Source organism: Luteibacter anthropi (assembly GCF_011759365.1).
GTDB classification, from domain to species: Bacteria; Pseudomonadota; Gammaproteobacteria; order Xanthomonadales; family Rhodanobacteraceae; genus Luteibacter; species Luteibacter anthropi.
On the sequence record NZ_JAARLZ010000004.1, the window covers coordinates 277877 to 301647 of the forward strand.

Consider the following 23771-nt stretch of genomic DNA (forward strand, 5'->3'; position numbering starts at 1 on the left):
GGCCGAAAGGCGAGCCCTTCCTACGGAGCGAAACACCACAAGGCCGCTTTACTACGGAGCGACACCATTCCAACCGGTCGCGCGCAAGGCGCGCTCCTACAGTTCGATGGAGGCGGCGTGTTCGCGGGTGGCGGAGAAGCGGATGGTGGGCCAGCGTTCCTGCGCGAGTTGCAGGTTGACGCGGGTGGGGGCGAGGTAGACGAGTTCGCCGGCAGCGTCGATGGCGAGGTTGCCGGCGTTTTTTTCGCGGAACTCTTCCAGCTTCTTCGGATCGTCGCAGTGGATCCAGCGGGTAGTTGCAACGCCTACCTGTTCGAAGGCTGCATCGACGTTGTATTCGTCTTTCAGGCGGTAGGCCACCACGTCGAACTGGAGTACGCCGACGGCACCGAGGATGAGGTCGTTGGACATCAGCGGGCGGAAGAACTGCGTGGCGCCTTCTTCCGACAGCTGCGCCAGGCCCTTCTGCAGGGCCTTCATCTTCATCGGGTCGCGCAGGCGCGCACGGCGGAACAGCTCTGGTGCGAAGTTGGGGATGCCGGTAAACGACAGGCCTTCACCTTCGGTGAAGGTGTCGCCGATGGTGATGGTGCCGTGGTTGTGCAGGCCGATCACGTCGCCGGGATAGGCTTTTTCCACGATTTCGCGATCCGACGCCATGAAGGTGAGTGCATTGGCGATGCGTACTTCCTTGCCCGTGCGCGTCTGCTGCATCTTCATGCCGGCGGTGTACGTGCCCGAGCAGATGCGCATGAATGCCACGCGGTCGCGGTGTGCCGGGTCCATGTTGGCCTGGATCTTGAAGACGAAGCCCGAGAGCTTTTCTTCATCCGGAGCGACTTCGCGGGTGAGCGTCTGCCGCGAACGCGGCGACGGGGCGTGTTCCACGAAGAAGTCGAGCAGCAGCTGCACGCCGAAGTTGTTCACGGCGGAGCCGAAGAACACGGGCGTCTGCTTGCCGGCCAGGTAGTCTTCCACGTTGAACGGGTTCGATGCGCCCAGCACCAGTTCCAGTTCGTCGCGCAGGTCGTTCAGGGCTTCCTCGCCGATGCGTGCGGCGAGTTCGGGGTGGTCCAGGCCCTTGAAGATGGTGGAATCCTGGCGGGTGAAGTTCTTGCCCGGCTCGAACACATGCACTTCGTCGAGCAGCACGTGGTACACGCCCTTCAGGCGCGAGCCCATGCCGATCGGCCACGTGAGGGGAGCACAGGCGATGCCGAGCACCGATTCCACTTCGTCGAGCAGCTCGATGGGCGAGCGGCCCTCGCGATCTAGCTTGTTGATGAAGGTCATGATCGGCGTGTCGCGCAGGCGGCAGACCTCCATGAGCTTGATGGTGCGTTCTTCGACGCCCTTGGCGCAGTCGATCACCATCAGGGCCGAGTCCACGGCCGTGAGCACCCGGTAGGTGTCCTCGGAGAAGTCCGCGTGGCCCGGGGTGTCGAGCAGGTTGACGATGGCGTCGTTGTACGGGAACTGCATCACCGACGAGGTGACCGAGATGCCGCGCTCCTTTTCCAGGGCCATCCAGTCCGAGGTGGCGTGACGGGCCGCCTTGCGGCTCTTCACCGAGCCGGCCATCTGGATCGCGCCTCCGAACAACAGCAGTTTTTCGGTCAGCGTGGTCTTGCCCGCGTCGGGGTGGCTGACGATGGCGAAGCTGCGGCGGCGCCGGGTTTCGGAGAGGTGTGAGGACATGGAATCGTGGCCGTGGATGGGGCTAACCGCCTATTCTAACGCGGATTTGCCCCGCCGCCTGCCCCGGAAGCCGAGGGGGCGGACTTGGCCCGGATACCCCCCGTGGGATAGTCTCCCGCGATTGCAGGCCGCATACGACAGGGGCGGCCCTCCAGCCTTTCATCCGGATTACCAGGACATCATGCAGGACACCCACGATCAGGGAACGCGCGAACAGGGCGGTTACGCCCCCGACGCCGTCGAGACCGCCGCCCAGCGCTTCTGGAACGACACCCGCGCCTTCGAAGTGACCGAGGCCACGGACAAGCCGAAGTACTACTGCCTCTCGATGCTCCCGTACCCCTCGGGTGCCCTTCACATGGGCCACGTCCGCAACTACACCATCGGCGACGTGATCAGCCGCTTCCAGCGCCAGCAGGGCAAGAACGTGCTCCAGCCGATGGGCTGGGATGCCTTCGGCCTGCCCGCCGAGAACGCCGCGATCAAGAATCGCACGGCGCCGGCAAAGTGGACCTACAAGAACATCGAGCACATGCGCGAGCAGTTCAAGCGCATGGGCTTTGCCTACGACTGGACCCGCGAGGTCACCACGTGCCGCCCCGAGTACTACCGCTGGGAGCAGCAGATGTTCACCCGGCTCATGAAAAAGGGCCTGGTGTACCGCAAGAACAGCGTCGTGAACTGGGACCCGGTCGACCAGACCGTGCTCGCCAACGAGCAGGTCATCGACGGCAAGGGCTGGCGTTCCGGCGCCGTGGTGGAGAAGCGCGAGATCCCACAGTGGTTCCTCAAGATCACCGCCTATGCGCAGGAACTGCTCGACGGCCTGGACACCCTGCCGGGCTGGCCCGATGCCGTGAAGACCATGCAGCGCAACTGGCTGGGCCGCTCGCAGGGCCTGGAAATCACCTTCGACGTCGAAGGCCAGGCGGAGCCGCTGAAGGTGTTCACCACCCGCCCGGACACCCTGCTGGGCGTGTCCTACGTGGCCGTGGCCGCCGAGCACCCCATCGCCACGCGCGCCGCCGCGGGTAACGCGGGACTCACCGAATTCATCGAAAGCTGCAAGGCCGGCGGCATTTCCGAGGCCGAGCTGGAAACCCAGGAAAAGCGCGGCTACTACACGGGCGTGGACGCCATCCACCCCATCACGGGCGAGAAGGTGCCCGTGTGGGTCGCCAACTTCGTGCTGATGGGTTACGGCACCGGTGCCGTCATGGCCGTACCCGGTCACGACCAGCGCGACTGGGAGTTTGCCCAGAAGTATTCGCTGCCGATCAAGATGGTGGTGGTCGACCGCGGCGTGCTCGACGCGCTGGCGGAAATGAGCCGCGACCTCAACAAGGGCGACGGCGCCGACGCCACCCAGCAGGCGCTGGAGGGCGGTCACACCGATGCCTACGCCACCTCGGCCGCCGTGGAAACGGTGCGCTCGTTCGAAGTGGCCATCCAGGATGCCGCCGCCTACACGGAGCACGGCTACCTGGTGAATTCCGGCGAATTCGACGGCCTGGATTTCGACGCGGCGTTCGACGCCATCGCGGCGAAGCTGGAAGCGGCTGGTCGTGGCGAGCGCCGGGTGAACTGGCGCATCCGCGACTGGGGCGTCAGCCGCCAGCGTTACTGGGGCTGTCCGATCCCCGTGATCTACTGTCCCCAGTGCGATGCCGTGCCGGTGCCGGAAGACCAGCTGCCGGTGGTGCTGCCCGAGGACGTCGAGTTCTCCGGCGTGCAGTCGCCGATCAAGGCCGACCCGGAATGGCGCAAGACCACCTGCCCGAACTGCGGCGGCCCGGCCGAGCGCGAGACCGACACCTTCGACACCTTCATGGAGTCGAGCTGGTACTACGCCCGCTACACCAGCCCGGATGCACAGGCCCAGGTGGACGAGCGCGCCAACTACTGGACGCCGGTCGACCAGTACATCGGTGGCATCGAGCACGCGATCCTGCATCTGCTGTACTTCCGCTTCTATCACAAGCTCATGCGTGACGAAGGGCTGGTGAACAGCGACGAGCCGGCCACGAACCTGCTCTGCCAGGGCATGGTCATCGCCGAAACTTATTTCCGCAAGGAAGCCGACGGCTCCTTCACCTGGTACAACCCGGCCGACGTGGACGTGCAGCGCGACGATCGCGCGCGCATCGTCGGCGCCACCTTGCGTGCCGACGGTCAGCCGGTGGAGATCGGCGGTGTCGAGAAGATGTCCAAGTCGAAGAACAACGGCGTGGACCCTCAGGAAATGATCGCGAAGTACGGCGCCGACACCGTGCGCCTGTTCTCCATGTTTGCCGCGCCGCCCGACCAGTCGCTGGAATGGAACGAGGCGGGCGTGGAAGGCATGTCGCGCTTCCTGCGCCGCCTGTGGCGCGATGTCACCGCGCATGTCGAGGTGGGCGCGGGGCAGGGCGACCATCCGGCCGGCGACGCCGCCCGCAAGACGCTGCGCCGCCAGTTGCACGAAACCATCCAGAAGGTCACCGACGACATCGGTCGCCGGCAGTCCTTCAACACGGCCATCGCGGCCCTGATGGAACTGCTGAACGCCGTGGGCCGGTTCGACGATGCCAGCGCGCAGGGCGTGGCCCTGCGCCAGGAAATCTTCACGGCCGTGATCCGGCTCATCAACCCGTTCACGCCGCATGTGTCCCATGCGCTGTGGCAGGCGCTGGGCCATGCCGAGACGCTGGTGGAGGACGCCGGCTGGCCGGCCGTCGATCCGGCGGCCCTGGTTCGTGACTCGCTCACCTACGCGGTTCAGGTGAACGGCAAGCTTCGCGCTACCATCGAGGTACCGGCTTCCGCTTCGAAGGAAGAAGCCGAGTCCATGGCGAGGGCCGTGCCGCAGGTGGAGGCCTTCCTCGAAGGCCTGACCGTGCGCAAGGTGATCGTCGTGCCCGGCAAGATCGTCAACATCGTCGCAGGATAACCATGAGCCTGAAGCTTCCCTGTTTGCTGCGTTCCGCCCTGGTGGTGGCCACCGTTGCCCTGCTGGCCGGTTGCGGCTTTCACCTTCGCCAGTCGGCCGCGCTGCCGGCGGGGATGAAGAAGATCCACCTCACGGTATCCGGTGGCGGCAAGCTCGAGCGCGACCTCACCCGCGCGCTGGAGGGCTCCGGCGCCGTTGTCGTCGACAAGCCTTCGGCCGATTCGGCCGAGCTGGCGGTGACCAGCAACACCTTCCGTACCGATTCGCTCACCGTGAGCGGCACGGCGCGCGTCACCGAATACGCCGTGCGCTACCACGTCGAATTCAATGCGAAGGCACCGGACGGCACGCAGATCATTCCGACCCAGTCGGTCGATATGTCGCGCGAGTTCAGCTACGACGCCACCAACACCATCGGTACCGCCAGCCAGACCGAAGAACTGCAGCGCAGCCTGATCGGCGACATGGTGCAGTCGATCCTGTTCCGCCTGCAGGCGGCGGGTGCGCACCCGGCATTGGCAACACCAACACCCGCCGCGCAGTAAGGGAGCAACTCCGGTGTCGATGAATCCCGGCCAGTGGCAGAAGCACCTTGCCGGCGATCGCATGGCGCCGGTGTATCTGCTGGTAGGCGAGGAACTGCTCGTGCTCGAAGCGGCCGACGCCGTGCGCGCCATGGCGCGCCGGCTGGGCTATGCCGAGCGCGAGGTGCTGGAAGCCGACAGTCGCTTCGACTGGGACGACCTGGCCCGCGCCTCGGCCGGTCTTTCCCTGTTCGCAACCCAGCGCCTGCTCGACCTGCGCCTGGCCGGTGGCAAGGCAGGCAAGGATGGCGGCGCCGCCATCACGGAATTCGTGGGCAATCCGCCACCCGACACCACGCTGCTGATTACCGCCACCGAGTGGAGCAGCAAGCATGATGCGGCCTGGACCAAGAACGTGGACAAGGCCGGCATCCAGATCATCTTCAATGCGCCGCGTCCGCACGAGTGGACCCAGTGGATCGGCGCGCGTCTCGCCTCGCGCGGCGTGCAGGCCACGCCCGACGCCGTGGCCATGCTGGCCGAACGCGTGGAGGGCAACCTGCTCGCCGCCGCCCAGGAAGTGGACAAGCTCGTGGTGCTGGCGGGCGACCGCCGCCTCGATGCCGATACCCTGGAAAGCCTTGTCGCCGACAGCGCGCGTTTCGACGCCTTCAAGCTCACCGATGCGGCCTTCGCCGGGGAGGGCGGCCGCGCGCTGCGCATCCTGGCCGGGCTGCGTGCCGAGGGCGAGGAATTGATCGTACTGATGGGCTGGATGGTCAACCAGCTCCAGTTGGCCCTGCGCCTGGCCAACGCCCGCGACTTCGCCTCCCAGGCCCGGGCCGAGCGCCTGTGGCCGGCGCGCGAGCAGTTGTTCCGCAAGGCCCTGCGACGCGCACCGCGTGAACACTGGCTGGCCTGCCTGGCCCGTGCGGCGCGCATCGACCGCATGGCCAAGGGCCGCCAGCAGGGCGATCCCTGGCTCGAGGCGGAGCGCCTTGTCGCCGCCATTGCCGAACCCCGCGCTGCCACGGCCTTCGCATGAGTGAATTGCGTCCGCTCGCCATTCTTGGCGGCACGTTCGATCCCATCCACAACGGCCACCTGCGCGCCGCGTGGGAGGCCGTGGAGGCACTGGACGCCGAGGTGCGCATGGTGCCGGCACGCACGCCGCCGCACCGGCCGCCACCGGTGGCGGATGCCGCTGGTCGCGTTGCCTTGCTGCGTGCGGCGTTGTCGGGGCAGGACCGCCTCTCCATCGACACGCGCGAGCTGGATCGCGACGGTCCGTCGTACACCGTCGATACGCTGGCTTCGTTGCGTGCCGAGATCGGCCCCGATCGCCCGCTGGTGCTGCTGGTGGGTGCGGATGCCTTTGCCGGCCTCGCGTCCTGGCATCTGTGGAAGGAACTGTTCCGCCTGGCACATATCGGCGTGCTGACCCGGCCCGGTGGTGATCATCCGCTGCCGGACGAACTGGCCGCCTTCGTGGCGGACCGCCGCGCGCCTCGCGTGCAGGGCCCCGCAGGCCTCGTGGTGGACATCGCCATCACGCCGCTGGATATCGCCGCCACCGCGATCCGCGAGACCTTCGCCGCCGGCCACGAACCGCGCTTCCTGATGCCCTCCGAATGCTTCGCCGACGAGGCCTTGCTGGCGCCGTACCGCGCGCTCGGGCGCTGATCCGGCGCAAGTCGCGGAGAGCGTCGCGACAGCCCATGGGCTATCCTTCCGGCTTGCAAGCCCGTCAGGTCTTACCGTCATGCCCATCCGTGTCCTGCCGCCCGAACTGATCAACCAGATCGCGGCCGGCGAAGTCATCGAACGCCCCGCCTCGGTGGTGAAGGAACTGGTCGAGAACAGCATCGACGCCGGTGCCCGCCGCATCGAAGTGGATATCGAGCAGGGCGGTTCGCGCCTGATCCGCGTACGCGACGACGGCGGCGGTATCCCGCGTGACGAACTGCCCCTGGCCGTGGCATCGCATGCCACCAGCAAGATCGGTAGCTTCGACGATCTCGAACGCGTGGCCAGCATGGGTTTTCGTGGCGAGGCGCTGGCGTCGGTGTCGTCCGTGGCCCGCTTCTCGCTCACCTCGCGGCATGGCGGCGAAGACGCGGCGTGGCGCATCGAGGTAGACGGTGGAAAGTTGCAGGATGCACGCCCCGCGCAGCATCCCCCCGGCACCACCATCGAAGTACGCGACCTGTTCTACAACGTGCCTGCACGCCGCAAGTTCCTCCGCGCCGAGCGCACGGAGTTCGCGCATATCGACGACCTGCTGAAGTCACTCGCGTTGGCTCGCGAAGGCGTGGACATCCGCCTCACGCATAACGGCAAGCCCGTGCGCCTGTTGAAACCGGCGCGCGACGAGAACGCCGCACTGGCGCGTGTCGCCGAAGTGCTGGGGCCGGAATTTCCGGGGCAGTCGTTGCGGGTGGATCACGAAGCCGCGGGCATGCGTTTATCGGGGTGGGTTGGATTGCCCACGGCATCGCGCGCGCAGGCAGACCAGCAGTATTTCTACGTCAACGGGCGTCTTGTGCGTGATCGCGTCGTGGCCCATGCGGTTCGCCAGGCGTATGCCGACGTGCTTTTCCACGGGCGCCATTCGGTGTTCGTGCTGTTCCTGGACGTCGATCCGGCGGGCGTGGATGTCAACGTGCATCCGGCAAAGAGCGAAGTGCGTTTCCGCGAGCAGCGCCTGATCCACGATTTCCTGTTCCGTACCTTGCACGAGGCCCTGGCGCATACGCGCGCCGGTGGCTCGCTGGCGGCGACGGACGCGCCGATGCCCATGGCCGCGATGGCGCCGGGCATGCCCTCGCGCCTGTCGGCACCGCAGGCATCGCTGCCGTCGTGGCCGTCATCCGCCAGCCAGCCGCGCCTGGACCTGGGCGTGCGCGACCAGCCGCTGGCCGATTACGCCACGCTGTTCGGGCCGCCAACGTCCGCTGCGGTGGCGGAACGACCGTTACCACAGGCCGGCCATGCGCTGGATGCGTCCAGCGACGTACCGCCGCTGGGTTATGCCATCGCGCAGCTGAAAAATATCTACGTGCTCGCGGAGAACGAGCATGGGCTCATCCTCGTCGACATGCACGCCGCGCACGAGCGCATCACCTACGAAAAGCTGAAGAACGGCCGGGTTACGGCCAACCTGCGCTCGCAGATGCTGCTGGTGCCGCTGAGCATTGCCGTGAGTGCCAAGGAGGCCGCCGCCGCCGAGGAACATGCCGAGCCGCTGGCCGACTGGGGGCTGGAGCTATCGCGCAGCGGCCCGACGGGCGTGGTGGTGCGGCGCATTCCGTCACTGCTGGAAGGCGCCGACGTGGCACAGCTCACCCGCGACGTGCTCGCCGAACTGGCCCAGCACGGCAGCTCGCGTCGACTGGAAGAGCTGGAAAACGAACTGCTTTCGACCATGGCCTGCCACGGCTCCGTGCGTGCGGGTCGTCGCCTGGGCATTCCCGAGATGAACGCGTTGCTGCGCGAGATGGAAGCCACCGAGCGCTCCGGCCAGTGCAACCACGGTCGTCCGACCTGGGTGCAGCTGTCGCTGGGCGAACTCGACCGCCTCTTCCTCCGCGGCCGCTGACCCCGCCATTGATGTTGTAGGAGCGCGCCTCGCGCGCGACCGGTTCTCGCGAAACCATGAAATCGGTCGCTCGGCCCGTCGCGCGCAAGGCGCGCTCCTACAGAAATAGTCCTATCGCACCAATAAAAAACGACATTCCCTGTCGCCCCCCCACGGAACCGACACTCCCTGTCGCCCCCAGGGAACCGGCATTCCCTGTCGCCCCCACGGAACCGACATTCCCTGTAGGAGCGCGCCTCGCGCGCGACCACCTCCGCCGAGCCTCTGTCATGACCCATCACGAAGCCTCCGTCCACAACGCCCGCGCTCACCGCCTGTCCCTGCTTCAGTCCCCCGGCGGCTGGCTCAGCCTCATCGGCCTCGACTGGTTGCAGCCGGGCGCCAATCGCATCGGCAGCGCCACCGACAACGACATCGTGCTGAAGGCGGGCCCGGCTCACTTGGGCACGATCACGCTCGCCGACGACGGTCGGACGACCATCGACCTGGCGCCGGGCACCGGCGCAACGGTCAACGGCGAGAAAGTCACCCACGCGGAGCTCTTCGACGACGCCCCGGGCCACATCCCCAGCGAAGTCCGCTTCGGCTCGGCGCATTTCTTCGTCATTGCCCGCGACGGCCGCAAGGCGCTGCGCGTGAAAGACGAACAGGCACATACCCGCACGCATTTCGAAGGGCTGGATTACTTCCCCATCGATGCCTCCTGGCGCGTGGAAGCCGACTGGGTACCGTTCGATCCGCCGATGGAGCTGGAAATGGGCACGGTGCTGGGCACCATCGACAAGGAAAAGGTGCCGGGCAAGGCCGTGTTCGTGCGCGACGGTCGCACCTTCGAGCTGTTTCCCATCCAGGAAACGCCCGATGCGTTGTTCTTTGTCTTCGGCGACCTCACCAGTGGCAGGGAAACCTATGGCGCGGCGCGCTTCCTCGATACGGGCCTGCCGCAGGACGGCAAGCTGGTGATCGATTTCAACGAGGCCCGCAATCCGCCCTGTGCGTTCACGCCTTACGCCACCTGCCCGCTGGCACCGCCGGAAAACCGGCTGGATATCCGCGTGGAAGCCGGCGAACTCAAATACAAAGGCTCGGCCCACTAACCGGCGCCGAGGCAACCCTGTAGGAGCGCGCCTTGCGCGCGACCGGGATATGCCGTGCGCCGGTCGCGCGCGAGGCGCGCTCCTACAGGAAAGCGGGCTTCAGGCGCCCTTGAAGGTCGGCTTTCTGCGTTCGAGGAACGCGCTGGTTCCTTCCTGCATGTCCTCCGTCGAAAACGCGATGGCGAAGGCCCTGCGTTTCAAACGCCAGGCCCTGATCCAGCGCGCACTCGCCGCCCTCGATCACCGCCTCGAGAATGCCCTTCAGCGCCAGCGGCGCGGCGGCGGCCAGCTGGTCGGCCATCGCGTCCACGGCGGTGTCCAGTTCTTCTGGTGTTACCACGCGGGTGACCACGCCCACGCGCTCGGCGCGGGCGGCATCGATCTGCTGGCCGAGAAGGCACAGCTCCAGCGCCACGCCACGGCCGGTGAGACGGGTGAGCCGCTGGGTGCCGCCGAAACCGGGAATCAGGCCCAGGCCGATCTCCGGCTGGCCGAACTTCGCCTTCTCACTGGCCACGCGGAGGTGGCAGGCCATGGCCAGCTCCATGCCACCGCCCAGCGTGTAGCCCCGGATCTTCGCGATGACCGGCTTGCCCAACCGCTCGACGGTCAGCATGAGCTCCTGGCCGGCGCGCGAGGCCGCCTGTGCCTTCACGGGCGACCACGCGCTCATCTCGGAGATGTCGGCACCTGCCACGAAGGCCTTCTCCCCGGCGCCCGTGAGGATCACGACACGCACGGCGTCGTCCTGTGCCGCCTGGCGGAAGGCGAGGGTCAGCTCGCCGATCGTCTCGCGGTTGAGCGCATTGAGCTTGTCGGGGCGGTTGACGGTGATCGTGCGGACGGCGCCGCGGTCCGCGGTGACGAGATTGCGGAAGGCCATGGTGGATTCCTGGCTGGGGGATGAGGGCCGAAATGGTAGCAGGGGAACCTTTCCCCATCCGGGGGCGTCTGAGGGCGTACGGACGAGCGAGCGGCTGATGGACTATCCTCACCGACGCCAGAAGTCCGGGTTCACGGAGAACGGGATGTCACGCTTGCGTTTCCTCGCCATTGCCACCGCATCGCTCATCCTGGGCGGCGCGCAGGTGCATGCGCAATCGGCGCCCGCCTCGGGCGCCCCGGCGATCGACAAGGCCAAGCTGTCCTACGCCATCGGGTACCAGATCGGCACTCAGTTCGCGAACAGCGCACAGCCGGATGTCGACATCGCCGTGCTCGTGAAGGCGTTGCAGGACGGCTACGCGAAGCGGCAGCCGAGCGTGCCCATCGACACCATGCAGCAGCAGCTGGTGAATTTCGATTCCAAGGTGCAGCGCGACTCGATGGTGGAATTCCGTCGCGTGTCCACGGCCAATGCCAAGCGCAGTGCCGATTTCCTCGCCAAGAACCGTACCCGGCCGGGCGTGGTGACCCTGCCGTCGGGCATCCAGTACGCCGTGCTCAGCAAGGGCAACGGCGCACAGGCTCAGCTCACCAGCACGGTGGTGGTGAATTACCGCGGTGCCCTCATCGACGGTACCGAGTTCGACAGCTCCTACGCCCACGGCAAGCCCGTCACCTTCACGGTCAACCGGGTCATCCCCGGCTGGCAGGATGTGATCCCGCGCATGCATGTTGGCGACAAGTGGCAGGTGGTGATCCCGCCGGCCCTTGCCTATGGCGAGCGGGGCGAATTGCCGCGCATCGGCCCCAACGAGGCGCTGGTGTTCGACATCGAGCTGATGGACATACGCCAATAACGTGCCAGCACCCCGGCCGCCGCCGCGCTAGAATGGCCGGCGGTATGGCCACTTCGTCCCCGTCCCCTCTGCCATCGACACCCTGCACCGGCGTCTGCCGCATGGGCGCGCACGGGTTGTGCGAGGGCTGCCTGCGCAGCCTCGATGAGATCGCGGCCTGGGCCGGTTTCGACGAAACCCACCGGCAGCGGATCATGGCGAGCCTCCCGTCGAGGAGAGCCGCCTGATGGACGACATGCTCGCCCGCCTGCACGGTGCCTTGCTGCCACTGGACAGCCCTCCCGGCCCGCGTGGCTGGAATCACGACGACATGGCACAGCTGATCGGCGCAGGTCCGCGCCGGCGCGCGGCCGTGCTGCTCGGCATCCGCGACGACCGCGACCAGAACGTGTTGCTCACCGTGCGCACCGACACCCTGCAACAGCATGCGGGGCAGGTGGCGTTTCCCGGTGGGCGTGTCGAGCCGGATGACCGCGATGTCATCGCCACCGCCTTGCGTGAAAGCCATGAAGAAATCGGGCTGGATGCGGGCCTCGTCACGCCGCTGGGTTTTCTCGATTCGTTCGAGACGATCAGCGGTTATACGGTGACGCCCGTCGTGGCCCGCGTTTCCGCGGACGCACACATCCGCCCCGATCCGGGCGAAGTGGCCGAAGTGTTCGAGGTGCCGTTCGGGTTCTTCATGGACCCGGACAACCTGCGTCGCTACACGATGGAATTCCGCGGCCATAACCGCGACATGGTCGAGTTCCTGCATGCGGGCTATCGCATCTGGGGTGTCACGGCCGCCATCCTTCTCAATCTCATCCGGCGAATGGGCCAACCATGCTGATCTCGCGCACCCTCATCGACACGGCCACGGCCGCCAACCTGCCGCTCGACGAGGTGCTGTTCGTCGATTGCCGGTTCGATCTCGCGGACGCGACGAAGGGCGACAGGGATTACGCCGACAGTCACATCGTGGGCGCGGTGCGCGCCGACCTGGATCGCGACCTGGCCGACATGGCCACGCCGGCGAACGGTCGGGGGCGTCATCCGTTGCCCGATCCTGCACGGTTCCAGGCGTTTCTTTCGCACATCGGCTGGCGGCCTGACGTGCAGGTGGTGGCCTATGACGGCGCGGGCGGCGCGCTCGCCGCGTCGCGTTTCTGGTGGCTGGCGCGTCTGGCGGGCCTGGACAATGTTGCCGTGCTCGATGGCGGCTGGCCGGCGTGGCTCGCGTCGAAGCTGCCCGTTGACGCCATGCTGCCGGTACGCGAGGCGACCAGCATGCATCTGCGTTTCGATTCGACGGGCACCGTATCGGCCGAGGAGCTGTCGGCAGGCCTGGCCAGCGGTCGCATCGTCTTGCTCGACGCGCGCGCGGCGCCACGGTATCGCGGCGAAGTGGAGCCGCTGGATCCCGTGGCGGGACACGTGCCCGGCGCACGCAATCGTCCCTTCGCCGACAATCTCGATGCGCATGGTTTCTTCCAGCGTCCCGAAGCCCTGCGCAAGGCATTCGAAGGCCTGATCCGCCCTCACGACTCTGCCGAAGTCGTACACATGTGCGGCTCCGGTGTCACCGCCTGCCACAACCTGCTGGCGATGGACTACGCCGGCCTCTGCGGCTCGCGCCTGTACGCCCCCTCATGGTCAGGCTGGGTAAGCGACCGCACCCGCCCCGTAACCACCCTGTAGGAGCGCGCCCTGCGCGCGACCGGTTGGAGCGGTGCCGCTCCGTAGTAAAGCAGCCCATGTGGTGTTTCGCTCCGTAGGAAGAGCTCGCCTATCGCCCTCGCATCGGCGCTGGAACGTGGCGTTGCAGAGGCGACGGGGGCGGCCCTTGGCGCTCCGGCCTGCGGTGTCCCTCGGGAAAGGAGAGCCGCTGCGCGGCTAGTGTCTTATGGCTGCGCCCCTTCGGGCCCGGGGAGCGTGCGGGGTTTTTCGACTCGGCTCCTGCCTCGGCGAAAAAGGCCGGCCATCCTGGCCGGCCCCGCTACGCGGCCTTATCCGCCCGCTCCCCTCACCTCCATCAAGTCGCGCCAAGGGCCGCCCCCGCCGCCTCTCCCCACGTGATCGCAGGCTGTTGTAGGAGCGCGCCTGCGCGCGACCGGTTGTCGCGAACACCATCATCGTTTCGATATCCCCGGTCGCGCGCAAGCACGCTCCTACAGGGATATGGTGCGGCGTTCGGTGTAGGAGCGCGCCTGCGCGCGACCGGTTGTCGCGAACATCATCATCGTTTCGATACCCCCGGTCGCGCGCAAGCACGCTCCTACAGGGATATGGTGCGGCGTTCGTTGTAGGAGCGCGCCTGCGCGCGACCGGTTATCGCGAACACCATCACCGTTTCGATACCCCCGGTCGCGCGCAAGCACGCTCCTACAGGGAGATGGTGCGGCGTTCGGTGGAGGAGCGCTGGGCGGCTTCGATGACGCGGATGACGTCGCATGCTTCGCGCGCTTTCACTGGCAACGGCGCGCCATCGCGGATCGATGCGGCTACGCCTTCGTAGAACGCCGTGTATCTCCCCGGCAACGTGTCGATGACGGTTCCGGTGCCATCCGCATCGGTGAAGCGCCCGAAGAATGCCGGCTCATCCTCGCCCCAGCGCTCTCCGCCGGGGCGCTTGCCATCGCGCAACGCGGCTTCCTGCCCGTCGATGCCGTATTTCACGAAGCTGCCGCCATCGCCGTGCACGAGGTAGCGTGGCCCGGGATCACGCACCAGCACGGAGGCATGCAGCACCGCGCGGCGGCGGCCGTAGTCGAGCACCAGGTGGAAGTAATCGTCCGTGCGCGCCGCGGCCCGCTGGCGGGTTACGTCCGCCGTGACGGCCTGCGGAAGCCCGAACAGCACCAGCGCCTGGTCGATGAGGTGTGCGCCAAGGTCGTAGAGCAAGCCGGAGCCCGGCGCTTCCGTTTCACGCCAGCCCTGCTTGATCTCGGGCCGGAAGCGGTCGAAATGCGCTTCGTAATACGCGACCTCGCCCAGCCGGCCATCCTCGACCAGCCGCCGTACCGTAAGGAAGTCGTTGTCCCAGCGCCGGTTCTGGAAGACCGACAGGCGCCGGTCCACGCGTTCGGCCAGGGCGATCAGCGCTTCGGCTTCGCCGGCGTCCAGCGTGAACGGTTTGTCGACGACGACATGCTTGCCGGCCTCCAGCGCAGCGCGGGCCAGCGAGGCGTGGCTCTCGTTGGGCGTGGCGATCACCACCAGCTCGATGGCGGGATCGGCCAGCAAATCTTGAGGATTTTCGTACGCAATAGCCTCGGGAAAGTCGCGCAGGATCTCGTCCTTGCGACGGCTGCCGATGGCGGCAAGGCGAAGACCGCTGGCGGCGGCGATAAGGGGCGCATGGAAGAACGCGCCGGCCGTGCCGTAGCCGATGAGGCCGGTGGGGATCGGGTGCATGGTGGCTCCACGAGTGGACATGCCGGCAAGGGTAGCGCGGCCGGCCTGAGCGTTTCGTTTAGGATCGGCCGGTTTGTCGCCGCTGAAGCCCACGCCTATGAGTTCCGCCGAGTCCGCCCCCGCCCGCGCACGGTTGCCACGCCAGATTCCGTTCATCATCGGCAACGAGGGCTGCGAGCGCTTCAGCTTCTACGGCATGCGCAACATCCTCACGCCCTTCCTGGTGACGTCGCTGCTGATGTACCTGCCGGAGAGCGAACGCCCCGGCGCGGCGAAGGATGTGTTCCACACCTTCGTGATCGGTGTCTACTTCTTCCCCTTGCTGGGCGGCTGGCTCGCCGACCGTTTCCTGGGCAAGTACCGCACGGTGCTCTGGCTGAGCCTGGTGTACTGCGTGGGCCACCTGTGCCTGGCGCTGTTCGAGCACAGCGTGGCGGGGTTCTACACGGGGCTGGCCTTGATTGCCTTTGGTGCGGGAGGCATCAAGCCCTGCGTCGCGGCCTTCGTGGGCGACCAGTTCGACGAGAGCAACCGCAAGCTCGCCAAGGTGGTCTTCGACGCGTTCTACTGGATCATCAACGTGGGCTCGTTCCTGGCCTCGCTGCTGATGCCGTTCTTTTTACGCAACTATGGCGCGGCGGTGGCGTTCGGCCTGCCCGGGGCGCTGATGTTCGTGGCGACGGTGGTGTTCTGGATGGGGCGCCGGCATTACGTGATGGTGCCGCCCAGCCGCAATGATCCACACAGTTTTGCGCGGGTGGTTCGTACGGCGTTGACGGCGAAGCGCGAGGGCCAGCCACGTCCGGGTCTTGCCGTTGCCGTTGTCGCGACATGTCTTGCCGTGGCAATGCTGGCACTTGCTCCGTCCCTGGGCATCGTGGCCACGCTGTGCATTGCCCTGGTGCTGCTGATCGGTGGCGGTGCGCTGGGTACGCGCATGCAACTGGAGCGTGCACGTGGCGCGCATCCCGATGACGCCATCGATGGCGTGGCGGCCGTGCTTCGCGTGCTGGTGGTGTTCGCACTGGTCACGCCGTTCTGGTCGCTGTTCGACCAGAAGGCTTCCACCTGGGTACTGCAAGCCAACGCCATGAGCGTGCCGGACTGGCTGCATCCGGCACAGATGCAGGCATTGAATCCGTTGCTGGTGCTGTTGCTGATTCCTTTCAACAACCTCGTGCTGTATCCGCTGCTGCGTCGTCGCGGCATCGAGCCGACCGCGCTGCGGCGGATGACGGCAGGTATCTTCCTGGCGGCGATCGCCTGGGTGATCGTGGGGGCGATGCAGCTGGCGCTGGATGGCGGCGACCCGATCTCCATTGCCTGGCAGATCCTGCCTTACGTGTTCCTTACGATGGGCGAGGTACTGGTTTCCGCCACGGGCCTTGAGTTTGCCTACAGCCAGGCGCCCCCGGCGATGAAGGGCACGCTGATGAGTTTCTGGACGCTCAGCGTCACCGTGGGCAACCTGTGGGTGTTGCTTGCCAATGCCGGGGTGCGCAACGAGGGCGTGCTGGCGGCCATCGCCGGGACGGGACTTGGCACCACGGCCTTCCAGATGTTCTTCTTTGCCGCATTCGCTGCCGTCGCGGGGCTGGCTTTCGGGCTGTACGCGCGCCGGTATCGCGAGGTCGATTACTACCGGTCCGCGTGACGCCACCTCCACGGCGCTGCGCGGACCATCGCCAGCAGCCCGCCGGAGGATTTCCGCCATGCCAGCACGCAAACAGGCCGCACCCGTTCCCGCTTCAGCCACGAGCGAGTGGCCGGGCAGGGTGGTGCTGATTACCGGAGGTGCCCAGGGCGTGGGCAAGGGCATCGCGGAGGCGGTGCTGGCGGCCGGTGGCAGTGTCTTCATCGGCGATATCGACAGCGAGGCGGGCAAGGCCTGTCTCGATGAGTGGGGTGCCGGGGATCGCGCGGCCTTTCTCGCGCTGGATGTGTCGCGCGAGGCGAGCGTGACGCGTTTCGTCGATGTGGCGAAGCATCGTTTCGGGCGCATCGACGGGCTGGTGAACAACGCCGGCATTGCCGATCCGCATACCGGTCCACTGGAGAAGCTGGACTGGTCGGAGTGGAAACGGCGCATCGATACCAACCTGGGCGGCACGTTCCTGTGTTGCAAACATGCGCTGCCGGAGCTGCGCAAGGCGAACGGTGCCATCGTCAACATTGCCTCGTCGCGCGCGCACCAGTCCGAGCCGGATACGGAGGCCTATGCGGCGAGCAAGGGTGGTGTGATCGCCTTCACCCATGCGCTGGCGATCAGCGCGGGTCCCGTGCGGGTGAACGCGATCAATCCCGGGTGGATCGTGGTGGACGACTGGAAGAAACCATCGGCACGCCGCAAGCCGAAACTCTCGGCGGCCGACCACGCGCAGCACCCCGTAGGCCGTGCCGGCATCCCACCGGACATCGGCGCGCTGGCAGTATTCCTGCTGTCGTCGCAAGCCGGCTTCATCACCGGCGAAAACTTCACGATAGACGGCGGCATAGCAAGAAAAATGCATTACGTGTAGGAGCGCGCCTCGCGCGCGACCGTTTGATACGCAACGCTCCGTAGCGAAGCAAAGCTGCCCCTACCGAAGGGGGTAGGAGTCGATCGTATCGGCGATGTTGCGCTCCGTAGGAACCCAGCCCGTGTGTGTTTTCGCTCCGTAGGAAGGGCTCGCCTTACGCCCCCGCCGCCTCTACCCATCTCACGGTGATCTTGTAGGAGCGCGCCTGCGCGCGACCGGTTGTCGCGGAAACCATCATCGTTTCGATTCAACCGGTCGCGCGCAAGCACGCTCCTACAACGGATGGGTCAACCTGGTGATAACGCTTTTCCTGTAGGAGCGCGCCTGCGCGCGACCGTTCATGGCGCAGTACATCAACGTTTGCCTCTTCACCGGTCGCGCGCAAGGCGCGCTCCTACACGGGCTTGTCGATGGTTGTTGTGGTGGCGGGGTGGAAGGTCTGTGTTCCTTCGTTGAAATCCCACTGCTGTACCTGCGCGCTTCTTCCCTTGTGATGGATCACATGAAACGAATTGCTGATGCCTTCGCGGATACGTGTCGATAACGCCGTTCCCGCCTGTACCGACCACATGCCGTCTTTCAGGTGGCGCACATAGGGCAGGTGGATATGTCCGCCCAGCACGAGATCGGCGCCGGCGTCGCTCCATGCGTCGATGGCCTTCTCGTGGTTGATGAGCAGGTTGGATATGTCTTTCTCGCGAATCACGTGTACCGGCTGGTGTGTGACCACGATGCGCAGTTGCGTTTCCCGGGCATGGCGCAGGTGTTTGCAGACCTGTTCAATCTGCCTGTCCGACACTTCGCCATTCTTGTGTCGCCTTGCCCGGACGGTGTTTACGCCGATGACCAGCAGATCGTCCTGTTCGTGCATGGGCTGCAGGTCACGTCCGAAGACACGGCGATACTCGCCGAACGGATTGAAGATGCGTGCCGGCAGGTTGAACAGCGGCACATCATGGTTACCCGGCACTACGAGCGTCGGTCGCGCGTAGCCATCGATGAAGCGTCGTGCGGCCTCGAACTGCGCACGTCGCGCGCGCTGGGTTACGTCGCCGGACAGGATCACCAGGTCAGGCATCAGCTGGCCGATGGCATCGTGCAGGGCACGCACGACATCAGGCCGTTCGGTGCCGAAGTGGGTATCGGATATCTGGATGACGACGCTCAACCCGGGTCCTCCCCGGGTTGTCGGCCACCCCGGGTGATCAACACCAGGGGCCTGGGTGCCGCACGGAACACGAGCGGGCCATCCATCCAGAGGATTTCTCCGTCCACCGCTACTTTCACCTTTTCGCGGTGCCGCTTCGGCGTGACGACGATCTGGCGGAAGGGGAAGCTCACTACGTTGTCCGCATCGCCCAGGCGACCGATGGCGCCGCGTAGCAGCAGGCCGAGCATGGTGAGCTTGCCGATGGGCTTCAGTACCACGCCAGCCAGCGTGCCGTCGTTGCGATGGACGTCGCCTGCCTCTGGCAGGCCGATTTTTTCCAGTTGCAGGGCATTGTTGCCGACGAACAGCGTGGGGGTGCGCAGCTGGCGTGAGCGGTCGCCGTCGCTGACTTCGATCCGCAGCGGGCGGTATTCCCCCATCATGGTTGCAAGGCCCGACCAGAGTGCCACGAGGCGATGGCGTCCCAGGCGTTGCTTCCATGTTTCGCGATCTTCCAGCACCTGCGGATAGAGTCCGAGGCTGGCGTTCACAAGGAACAGGCGGTCGTTGACCATGCCGGCCTGCACGTTCATCGGTTCGCCGCGCAGCAGGGCTTCGGTGGCTTCGGCCGGGTCGGCGGAGATGCCGTGTGTGCGGCCGAAGAAGTTGAAGGTGCCCTGGGGCAACACGCCCATGGGCAGTTGTTCACGCCATGCAGCGCCGGCTACGCAGTTGATGGTGCCGTCGCCACCCACGGCTACCAGTGCGCCGCCTTCGTGTCTGGCGTAGGTCACGGCATCGCTGACGGCCTGCGCGATGTCATGCGCTTCGTCGATCAGGAAGAACCGGTGCGGTCGTCCGGCTGCGTCGAGCAGGGTGCGGATGGTATCGCGCGCGGTGTCTGCATCGCCCCGTCCCGACCCGGCGTTCATCACGATGGCAAGGGGAGGGGCATAGGACATGCGCTATCCGTCGGCGATGGGGTTCGGGGTGCCCAAGAGACCATCGCCCACGTGTTGGTCGCATGAAATTACGTTTCGGCCTTCGCGCCTTCGCGCAGGCGGAAGTACTCCGCGCTGCCGACACAGAGCGCCAGCCAGCCCAGGCCTGTCGCGTAACCGGCCATCACGTCGCTGAAGTAGTGCACCTGGAGCAGGATGCGCGAGATGCCGATGAGGGTGATCATCGCCACGGCGGCAATCACGATGGGGCGGTGAAGGCGGGGCGGGCACAGCACCAGCAGCACATAGGCCAGCATCCCGTAGAAGACCATGGAGCCGGAGGCGTGGCCGCTGGGAAAGCTGAAACTATGCTCGGTGATGAAACCGTGGTCGTGCAGCGGGCGCTCACGCTGGAACCAGGCCTTGAGCGCACTGTTGATCAGGGCCGTGCCGCCGAGCGTGGCGATCCAGATACCGGCCAGCCGGACGTGCCGGCGCCACAGCAGGGTGACGAAGACCAGGCCGGCGGCGATGGCGACCACGACGGGGTCGCCGGTGTGGGTGAGCATCGCGATGATGCGCAGTACCGGTAGCGGGGTGTTGTCGCGCAGGTCGCTCGCCAGGGCGGCGTCGAAGGCGGTGAGGCCGGCCTGTTCGCGCACCTCGACGCCGATGGCCGTGGCGATCAGCAGCGTGGCCACGACCACGGCCAGCGCCGTCATCGGGCGCAGGAAGCTCCGGGCCACGGGGTCGAGCCCCTCGCGTCGGCGCACGGCGCGCCGCCACACGGTATCGGCGCCCAGCAGGGCGACGGCAAGCAGCACGGCCCACAGGGACAGTGCATGCCGGCTGATCCATTCCGCTTCCATTTCCGTCTGATCCTCGTCTCATGGCACGATCTGGGGATGTTGCCACGCCGCGACCCTCGCGGCCCATGAAGGGGATACCACGATGAAGGCCCGATCCGCCTGCGCCTGGCTAGCGTTCACCTTGTCCGTTTCACCGCTGCTCGTCCATGCGGACGACGTCCCGCTGGCCCATCGCATCGTCCGCGTGACGCTCGATGGCGCAGCCACCACCAAGCCCACCTCCGGCCGCCTGCTGCTGTTCGCCATGCCGGCCGACAAGGCCCGCGAGGCCGCGAAGGACGGCAAGGTCGAGGAAGTGGACATCAATCCGTTCCATCCCACGGCGGTGGCCGTGGCGGCACGCAACGTGAGCTGGATCGTGCCGGGACAGTCCGTGGATATCGACACGGATGGCGAGACCTTCCCGCAGCCATTTTCGTCGCTGCCGGCCGGTGACTATGTGGTGCAGGCCGTGCTCGACGTGGCCCACGACTACAACTACAACTCGCGCCATGAGGGCGATTTCGTGAGCGACGTGGTACCCATGCACTTCGCACCCGGAGCAAGCCTTCCGGTGGTGAAGCTGAGCAAGGGCGTGCCGCCGCGCGATCCCTGGCAGATGTCGCCCAGCACACCGCAGGCGGTGCGCGATGCACTGCCTGAGGTACGCCAGCATGCGCACGCGGAAATCATGCAGAGCCCGTCTCTCACAGCATTTGCGGGACACCCGGTATCCGTGCGCGCCTGGGTGGTGACACCGCCCGGCTACGATCCCAACGGCAGCACGCGCTATCCCACGGTGTATCTGACCCATGGTTTCACGGGCAGCTTCGATCGTTACGTGGGCACCATCGCCGGGGTCTACCAGGCCATGGCAACCAAGCAGACGCCGCCGATGATCTGGGTGTTGCTCGACGAATCCAGCCCTACCGGCACGCATGAGTTCGCCGATTCGGTGAACAACGGTCCGTGGGGGCAGGCGCTCACCACCGAGTACATTCCGTGGCTGGAATCGCGCTATCGCATGGATGCAAAGTCCACGGGCCGTTTCCTCAATGGTCACTCGTCCGGTGGCTGGGCGACGATGTGGTTGCAGACGCGCTATCCGAAGGTCTTTGGCGGCACGTGGTCCACCTCGCCCGATCCGGTCGATTTCCGCGATTTCACGGGCGCCGATCTCTACGCCGCCAACGCCAACATATATCGCAAGCCAGACGGCTCCGCCAACCCGCTGATCCGCGACAAGGGCCAGGTGATCGCCACGTTCGAAACCTTCGCGAAGCTGGAGCGTGTGCTCGGCCCCTACGGCGGCCAGCTCGCATCGTTCGAATGGGTGTTCTCGCCGCGCGGCGCCGACGGCCGGCCGCAGCCCATGTTCAACCGCGACACGGGCGCCATCGATGCCAATGTGGTTTCCTACTGGCGCGACCACTACGACATCGCACAGCGCCTGCGCACGCACTGGCCTGAGCTGAAGCCGGACCTCGACGGCAAGATCCACCTGATCGTAGGCACGGCGGATACGTTCTACCTCGACGGCCCGGCAAAGCTGCTGAAGGAAACCCTCGACGGCCTGCATGCAAAGAGCGACATCCGCCTGATCCCCGGCCGCACGCACTTCGACCTGTACACCGAAGGCGACGACCGCCAGGCATTGCTGAAAAAGATCGCATGGGAAATGTACGAAGTAGCCCGCCCCGGCCAAGCCAAACCCTAACCCTGTAGGAGCGCGCCTGCGCGCGACCGCTAAGAAGCCATGCCAATCATGCGCTTCGCAGCGGTGGCGTGCGGTCGCGCTCTGGCATTAAGGGTAGCTTGTGTGTTCGGCGACACCGGGAAGCATGACGGATACCACGTCACGTGCAACGATGGCATGGTCTTCGATATGCAGGCGTGCCACATAGGCCAGTGGGCCCTGGGCGCCGTTGATGATCACGTCGTAACCGCGTTCAACGAGTTCGACGGATATTCGCAGGGGATTGCCGAGATCGGCAAAGGCTGTTGTAGGCACCCCTACCGCGCGATCCTTGCAGCGAATACGAAGCCCTGAGGTTATCGTTTTTGGCGTCGTTCCCTCTGCACCCCATATCGCTGTGGGCCATGAGGGTGTGTAAACTTGTGAATACAGTGCTCTGGCCGGCTTACTCAAAATCAGGCTGCAGTACCACAGTCTGATTTGCTCTCAATATTAACTAATAGACTTCGCAAGAAGGGCTATGCCGCCAGCAACAACAAGACATCCGGCGAAGAGTGCTAGAGCGTAGCCAACCTGACGCCTTAGGCATAAGCCTTTTTCGGTTAGCAGGTTTGGGAAAAGCAGTGCATTCATTGGATTCCATATGGTTTTTTTAGAGAATCGATCTGAGGATGACTTGAATTGCCAAGTCATCCGTACTGCTGAAATCACCGCCCAAATGACAGAAAGTGCGCCAGTTATGCATGACAATAAGAAGAAAAATGATATTGCGTGCATACTGATTCCTGGTCAAGTTCGTCCGAGTCTGGATTGGTTCCTGTCTCGGCGCTGCATGAGTGCATAAGTAGCCGGCGCTTGCGTGATTTCAAGGGCAATAGCTCATGGCCGCTTTATAGAAGGTCCATGTGAGGCTGATGGCAACTAACGTCCTGCCAGACTGGGTGATTGGCTCAATAACGAAAGACCTTCCATTGCGGCAAAAGTATGCTGAAGGCGTAGGTTCCGTCACCTCTTTTCTTAGCGACCAGCCCTGAGCAAGGAGGGACTTCTTTGTGTTTTCCATGACTTGTGTCGTGGATACTTCTGTGTCTACGCTTTGGGTCGCCCCAACAGAAGAGACTCTGTCGAAAGTCGTTCTTCCGAAAGATAGGCCCGCAACGGGTATTGAGGCTAGTTCTGTTGCAAGTTCTGCGGTTGTTGGTCTTGGGCGTTTGTCTTCATCGCTCTTCCATTCGCACCACTGGTAAATGTGAATTGATACTGGCGTTATGGCTGCAATGGCGAATAACGTAATCAGCGATGTTCTTGCCTTTGTTTTCATTGAATCATTGCCGTGCCCATGGTGGATGAGGTGTTCTTTGGTGCTTGGTAGAATGAGCAAAGTGTTGAGGCCTGTTTTTGTCTTCGATCCTGCTGGGTCTGAGGATGTGCACCATCCGGCCTCGTGAGTAGTGCTGGGTCTGCGTGAATCGCGAACGAATTGATAGGCAATGCGGAAACCGGGTGTGTCGGCGAAAGCACCTGGCCCGCGCTAAGTCGCGGTCAATTTTTCGATGGCTGTATCACTACATCTTGTTTCAGTGTAGGTGTCCACGCTTCCGTGCGTGGAGAAGTACGAACGATTTAATAAATT

The 23771-nt window shown here is 65.3% G+C and carries 17 protein-coding genes and 2 pseudogenes; 12 read left to right on the plus strand and 7 right to left on the minus strand.

Annotation, left to right across the window (positions count from 1 at the left end; all coding sequences use genetic code 11):
* Positions 1–96: 96 nt before the first annotated feature.
* Positions 97–1698 (minus strand): peptide chain release factor 3, encoded by a 1602-nt coding sequence (locus HBF25_RS09285; protein ID WP_166947659.1) that lies wholly within the window; start codon positions 1696–1698, stop codon positions 97–99.
* Positions 1699–1879: 181 nt separating this feature from the next.
* Here HBF25_RS09285 and leuS point away from each other — a divergent pair, with 181 nt between their 5' ends.
* The 6 genes from leuS to HBF25_RS09315 all read left to right on the plus strand — a co-directional run bounded on the left by leuS (position 1880) and on the right by HBF25_RS09315 (position 9846).
* Positions 1880–4627 carry a leucine--tRNA ligase gene (gene leuS, locus HBF25_RS09290; RefSeq protein ID WP_166947661.1) on the plus strand — a complete coding sequence of 916 codons (2748 nt, stop codon included), beginning with the start codon at positions 1880–1882 and terminating at the stop codon, positions 4625–4627.
* 2 nt (positions 4628–4629) lie between these two features.
* Positions 4630–5172, plus strand: a complete 543-nt coding sequence (locus HBF25_RS09295; RefSeq protein ID WP_166947663.1) for an LPS-assembly lipoprotein LptE — start codon at positions 4630–4632, stop codon at positions 5170–5172.
* A gap of 13 nt (positions 5173–5185) precedes the next feature.
* Positions 5186–6196: a DNA polymerase III subunit delta gene (gene holA, locus HBF25_RS09300; protein ID WP_166947665.1), complete on the plus strand. Its 1011-nt coding sequence runs from the start codon at positions 5186–5188 to the stop codon at positions 6194–6196.
* 5 nt (positions 6197–6201) lie between these two features.
* Positions 6202–6834, plus strand: coding sequence for a nicotinate-nucleotide adenylyltransferase (gene nadD, locus HBF25_RS09305; RefSeq protein ID WP_425483456.1), 633 nt, complete (start codon positions 6202–6204; stop codon positions 6832–6834).
* A 79-nt stretch (positions 6835–6913) separates the two neighbouring features.
* Complete coding sequence (gene mutL, locus HBF25_RS09310) at positions 6914–8749, plus strand: DNA mismatch repair endonuclease MutL (RefSeq protein ID WP_166947669.1); 1836 nt, start codon at positions 6914–6916, stop codon at positions 8747–8749.
* A 269-nt stretch (positions 8750–9018) separates the two neighbouring features.
* A complete protein-coding gene (locus tag HBF25_RS09315) occupies positions 9019–9846 on the plus strand; it encodes a DUF1684 domain-containing protein (protein ID WP_166947671.1) in 828 nt (275 codons plus the stop codon).
* 99 nt (positions 9847–9945) lie between these two features.
* Here HBF25_RS09315 and HBF25_RS09320 read toward each other — a convergent pair.
* Positions 9946–10729, minus strand: a pseudogene (locus HBF25_RS09320) (enoyl-CoA hydratase-related protein).
* A 145-nt stretch (positions 10730–10874) separates the two neighbouring features.
* Between HBF25_RS09320 and bamJ the strand changes: the two are divergent.
* The 3 genes and pseudogenes from bamJ to HBF25_RS09335 all read left to right on the plus strand — a co-directional run bounded on the left by bamJ (position 10875) and on the right by HBF25_RS09335 (position 13268).
* Positions 10875–11588 carry a BamJ family beta-barrel-assembly machinery protein gene (gene bamJ, locus HBF25_RS09325; RefSeq protein ID WP_166947672.1) on the plus strand — a complete coding sequence of 238 codons (714 nt, stop codon included), beginning with the start codon at positions 10875–10877 and terminating at the stop codon, positions 11586–11588.
* Between the two features lie 32 nt (positions 11589–11620).
* Positions 11621–12420 (plus strand): annotated as a pseudogene (locus tag HBF25_RS09330) (CoA pyrophosphatase).
* Positions 12414–13268 (plus strand): sulfurtransferase, encoded by an 855-nt coding sequence (locus tag HBF25_RS09335; protein ID WP_166947673.1) that lies wholly within the window; start codon positions 12414–12416, stop codon positions 13266–13268. The pseudogene HBF25_RS09330 and the gene HBF25_RS09335 overlap by 7 nt, the downstream one beginning before the upstream one ends.
* A gap of 684 nt (positions 13269–13952) precedes the next feature.
* Here HBF25_RS09335 and HBF25_RS09340 read toward each other — a convergent pair.
* Complete coding sequence (locus HBF25_RS09340; RefSeq protein ID WP_166947675.1) at positions 13953–14984, minus strand: oxidoreductase; 1032 nt, start codon at positions 14982–14984, stop codon at positions 13953–13955.
* A 97-nt stretch (positions 14985–15081) separates the two neighbouring features.
* Here HBF25_RS09340 and HBF25_RS09345 point away from each other — a divergent pair, with 97 nt between their 5' ends.
* Positions 15082–16638, plus strand: a complete 1557-nt coding sequence (locus tag HBF25_RS09345; RefSeq protein WP_166947676.1) for a POT-type proton-dependent oligopeptide transporter — start codon at positions 15082–15084, stop codon at positions 16636–16638.
* Between the two features lie 58 nt (positions 16639–16696).
* Positions 16697–17503, plus strand: coding sequence for an SDR family oxidoreductase (locus HBF25_RS09350; protein WP_166947678.1), 807 nt, complete (start codon positions 16697–16699; stop codon positions 17501–17503).
* A gap of 394 nt (positions 17504–17897) precedes the next feature.
* Here the strand turns inward: HBF25_RS09350 and HBF25_RS09355 are convergent, their stop codons facing one another.
* The 3 genes from HBF25_RS09355 to HBF25_RS09365 all read right to left on the minus strand — a co-directional run bounded on the left by HBF25_RS09355 (position 17898) and on the right by HBF25_RS09365 (position 20463).
* The gene (locus HBF25_RS09355) at positions 17898–18671 is read right to left on the minus strand and encodes a metallophosphoesterase family protein (protein ID WP_166947679.1); all 774 of its coding nucleotides are present in this window, start codon (positions 18669–18671) and stop codon (positions 17898–17900) included.
* Complete coding sequence (locus tag HBF25_RS09360) at positions 18668–19615, minus strand: diacylglycerol/lipid kinase family protein (protein ID WP_208392501.1); 948 nt, start codon at positions 19613–19615, stop codon at positions 18668–18670. Before HBF25_RS09360 ends, HBF25_RS09355 begins: the two co-directional genes overlap by 4 nt.
* Positions 19616–19683: 68 nt before the next feature.
* Positions 19684–20463 (minus strand): phosphatase PAP2 family protein, encoded by a 780-nt coding sequence (locus tag HBF25_RS09365; protein WP_166947681.1) that lies wholly within the window; start codon positions 20461–20463, stop codon positions 19684–19686.
* 82 nt (positions 20464–20545) lie between these two features.
* Here HBF25_RS09365 and HBF25_RS09370 point away from each other — a divergent pair, with 82 nt between their 5' ends.
* Positions 20546–22159, plus strand: a complete 1614-nt coding sequence (locus HBF25_RS09370; protein ID WP_166947682.1) for an alpha/beta hydrolase — start codon at positions 20546–20548, stop codon at positions 22157–22159.
* Between the two features lie 87 nt (positions 22160–22246).
* On the opposite strand, the gene HBF25_RS09375 is transcribed toward HBF25_RS09370, so the two are convergent.
* Positions 22247–22453 carry a hypothetical protein gene (locus HBF25_RS09375; protein ID WP_166947684.1) on the minus strand — a complete coding sequence of 69 codons (207 nt, stop codon included), beginning with the start codon at positions 22451–22453 and terminating at the stop codon, positions 22247–22249.
* Positions 22454–23771: the final 1318 nt, after the last annotated feature.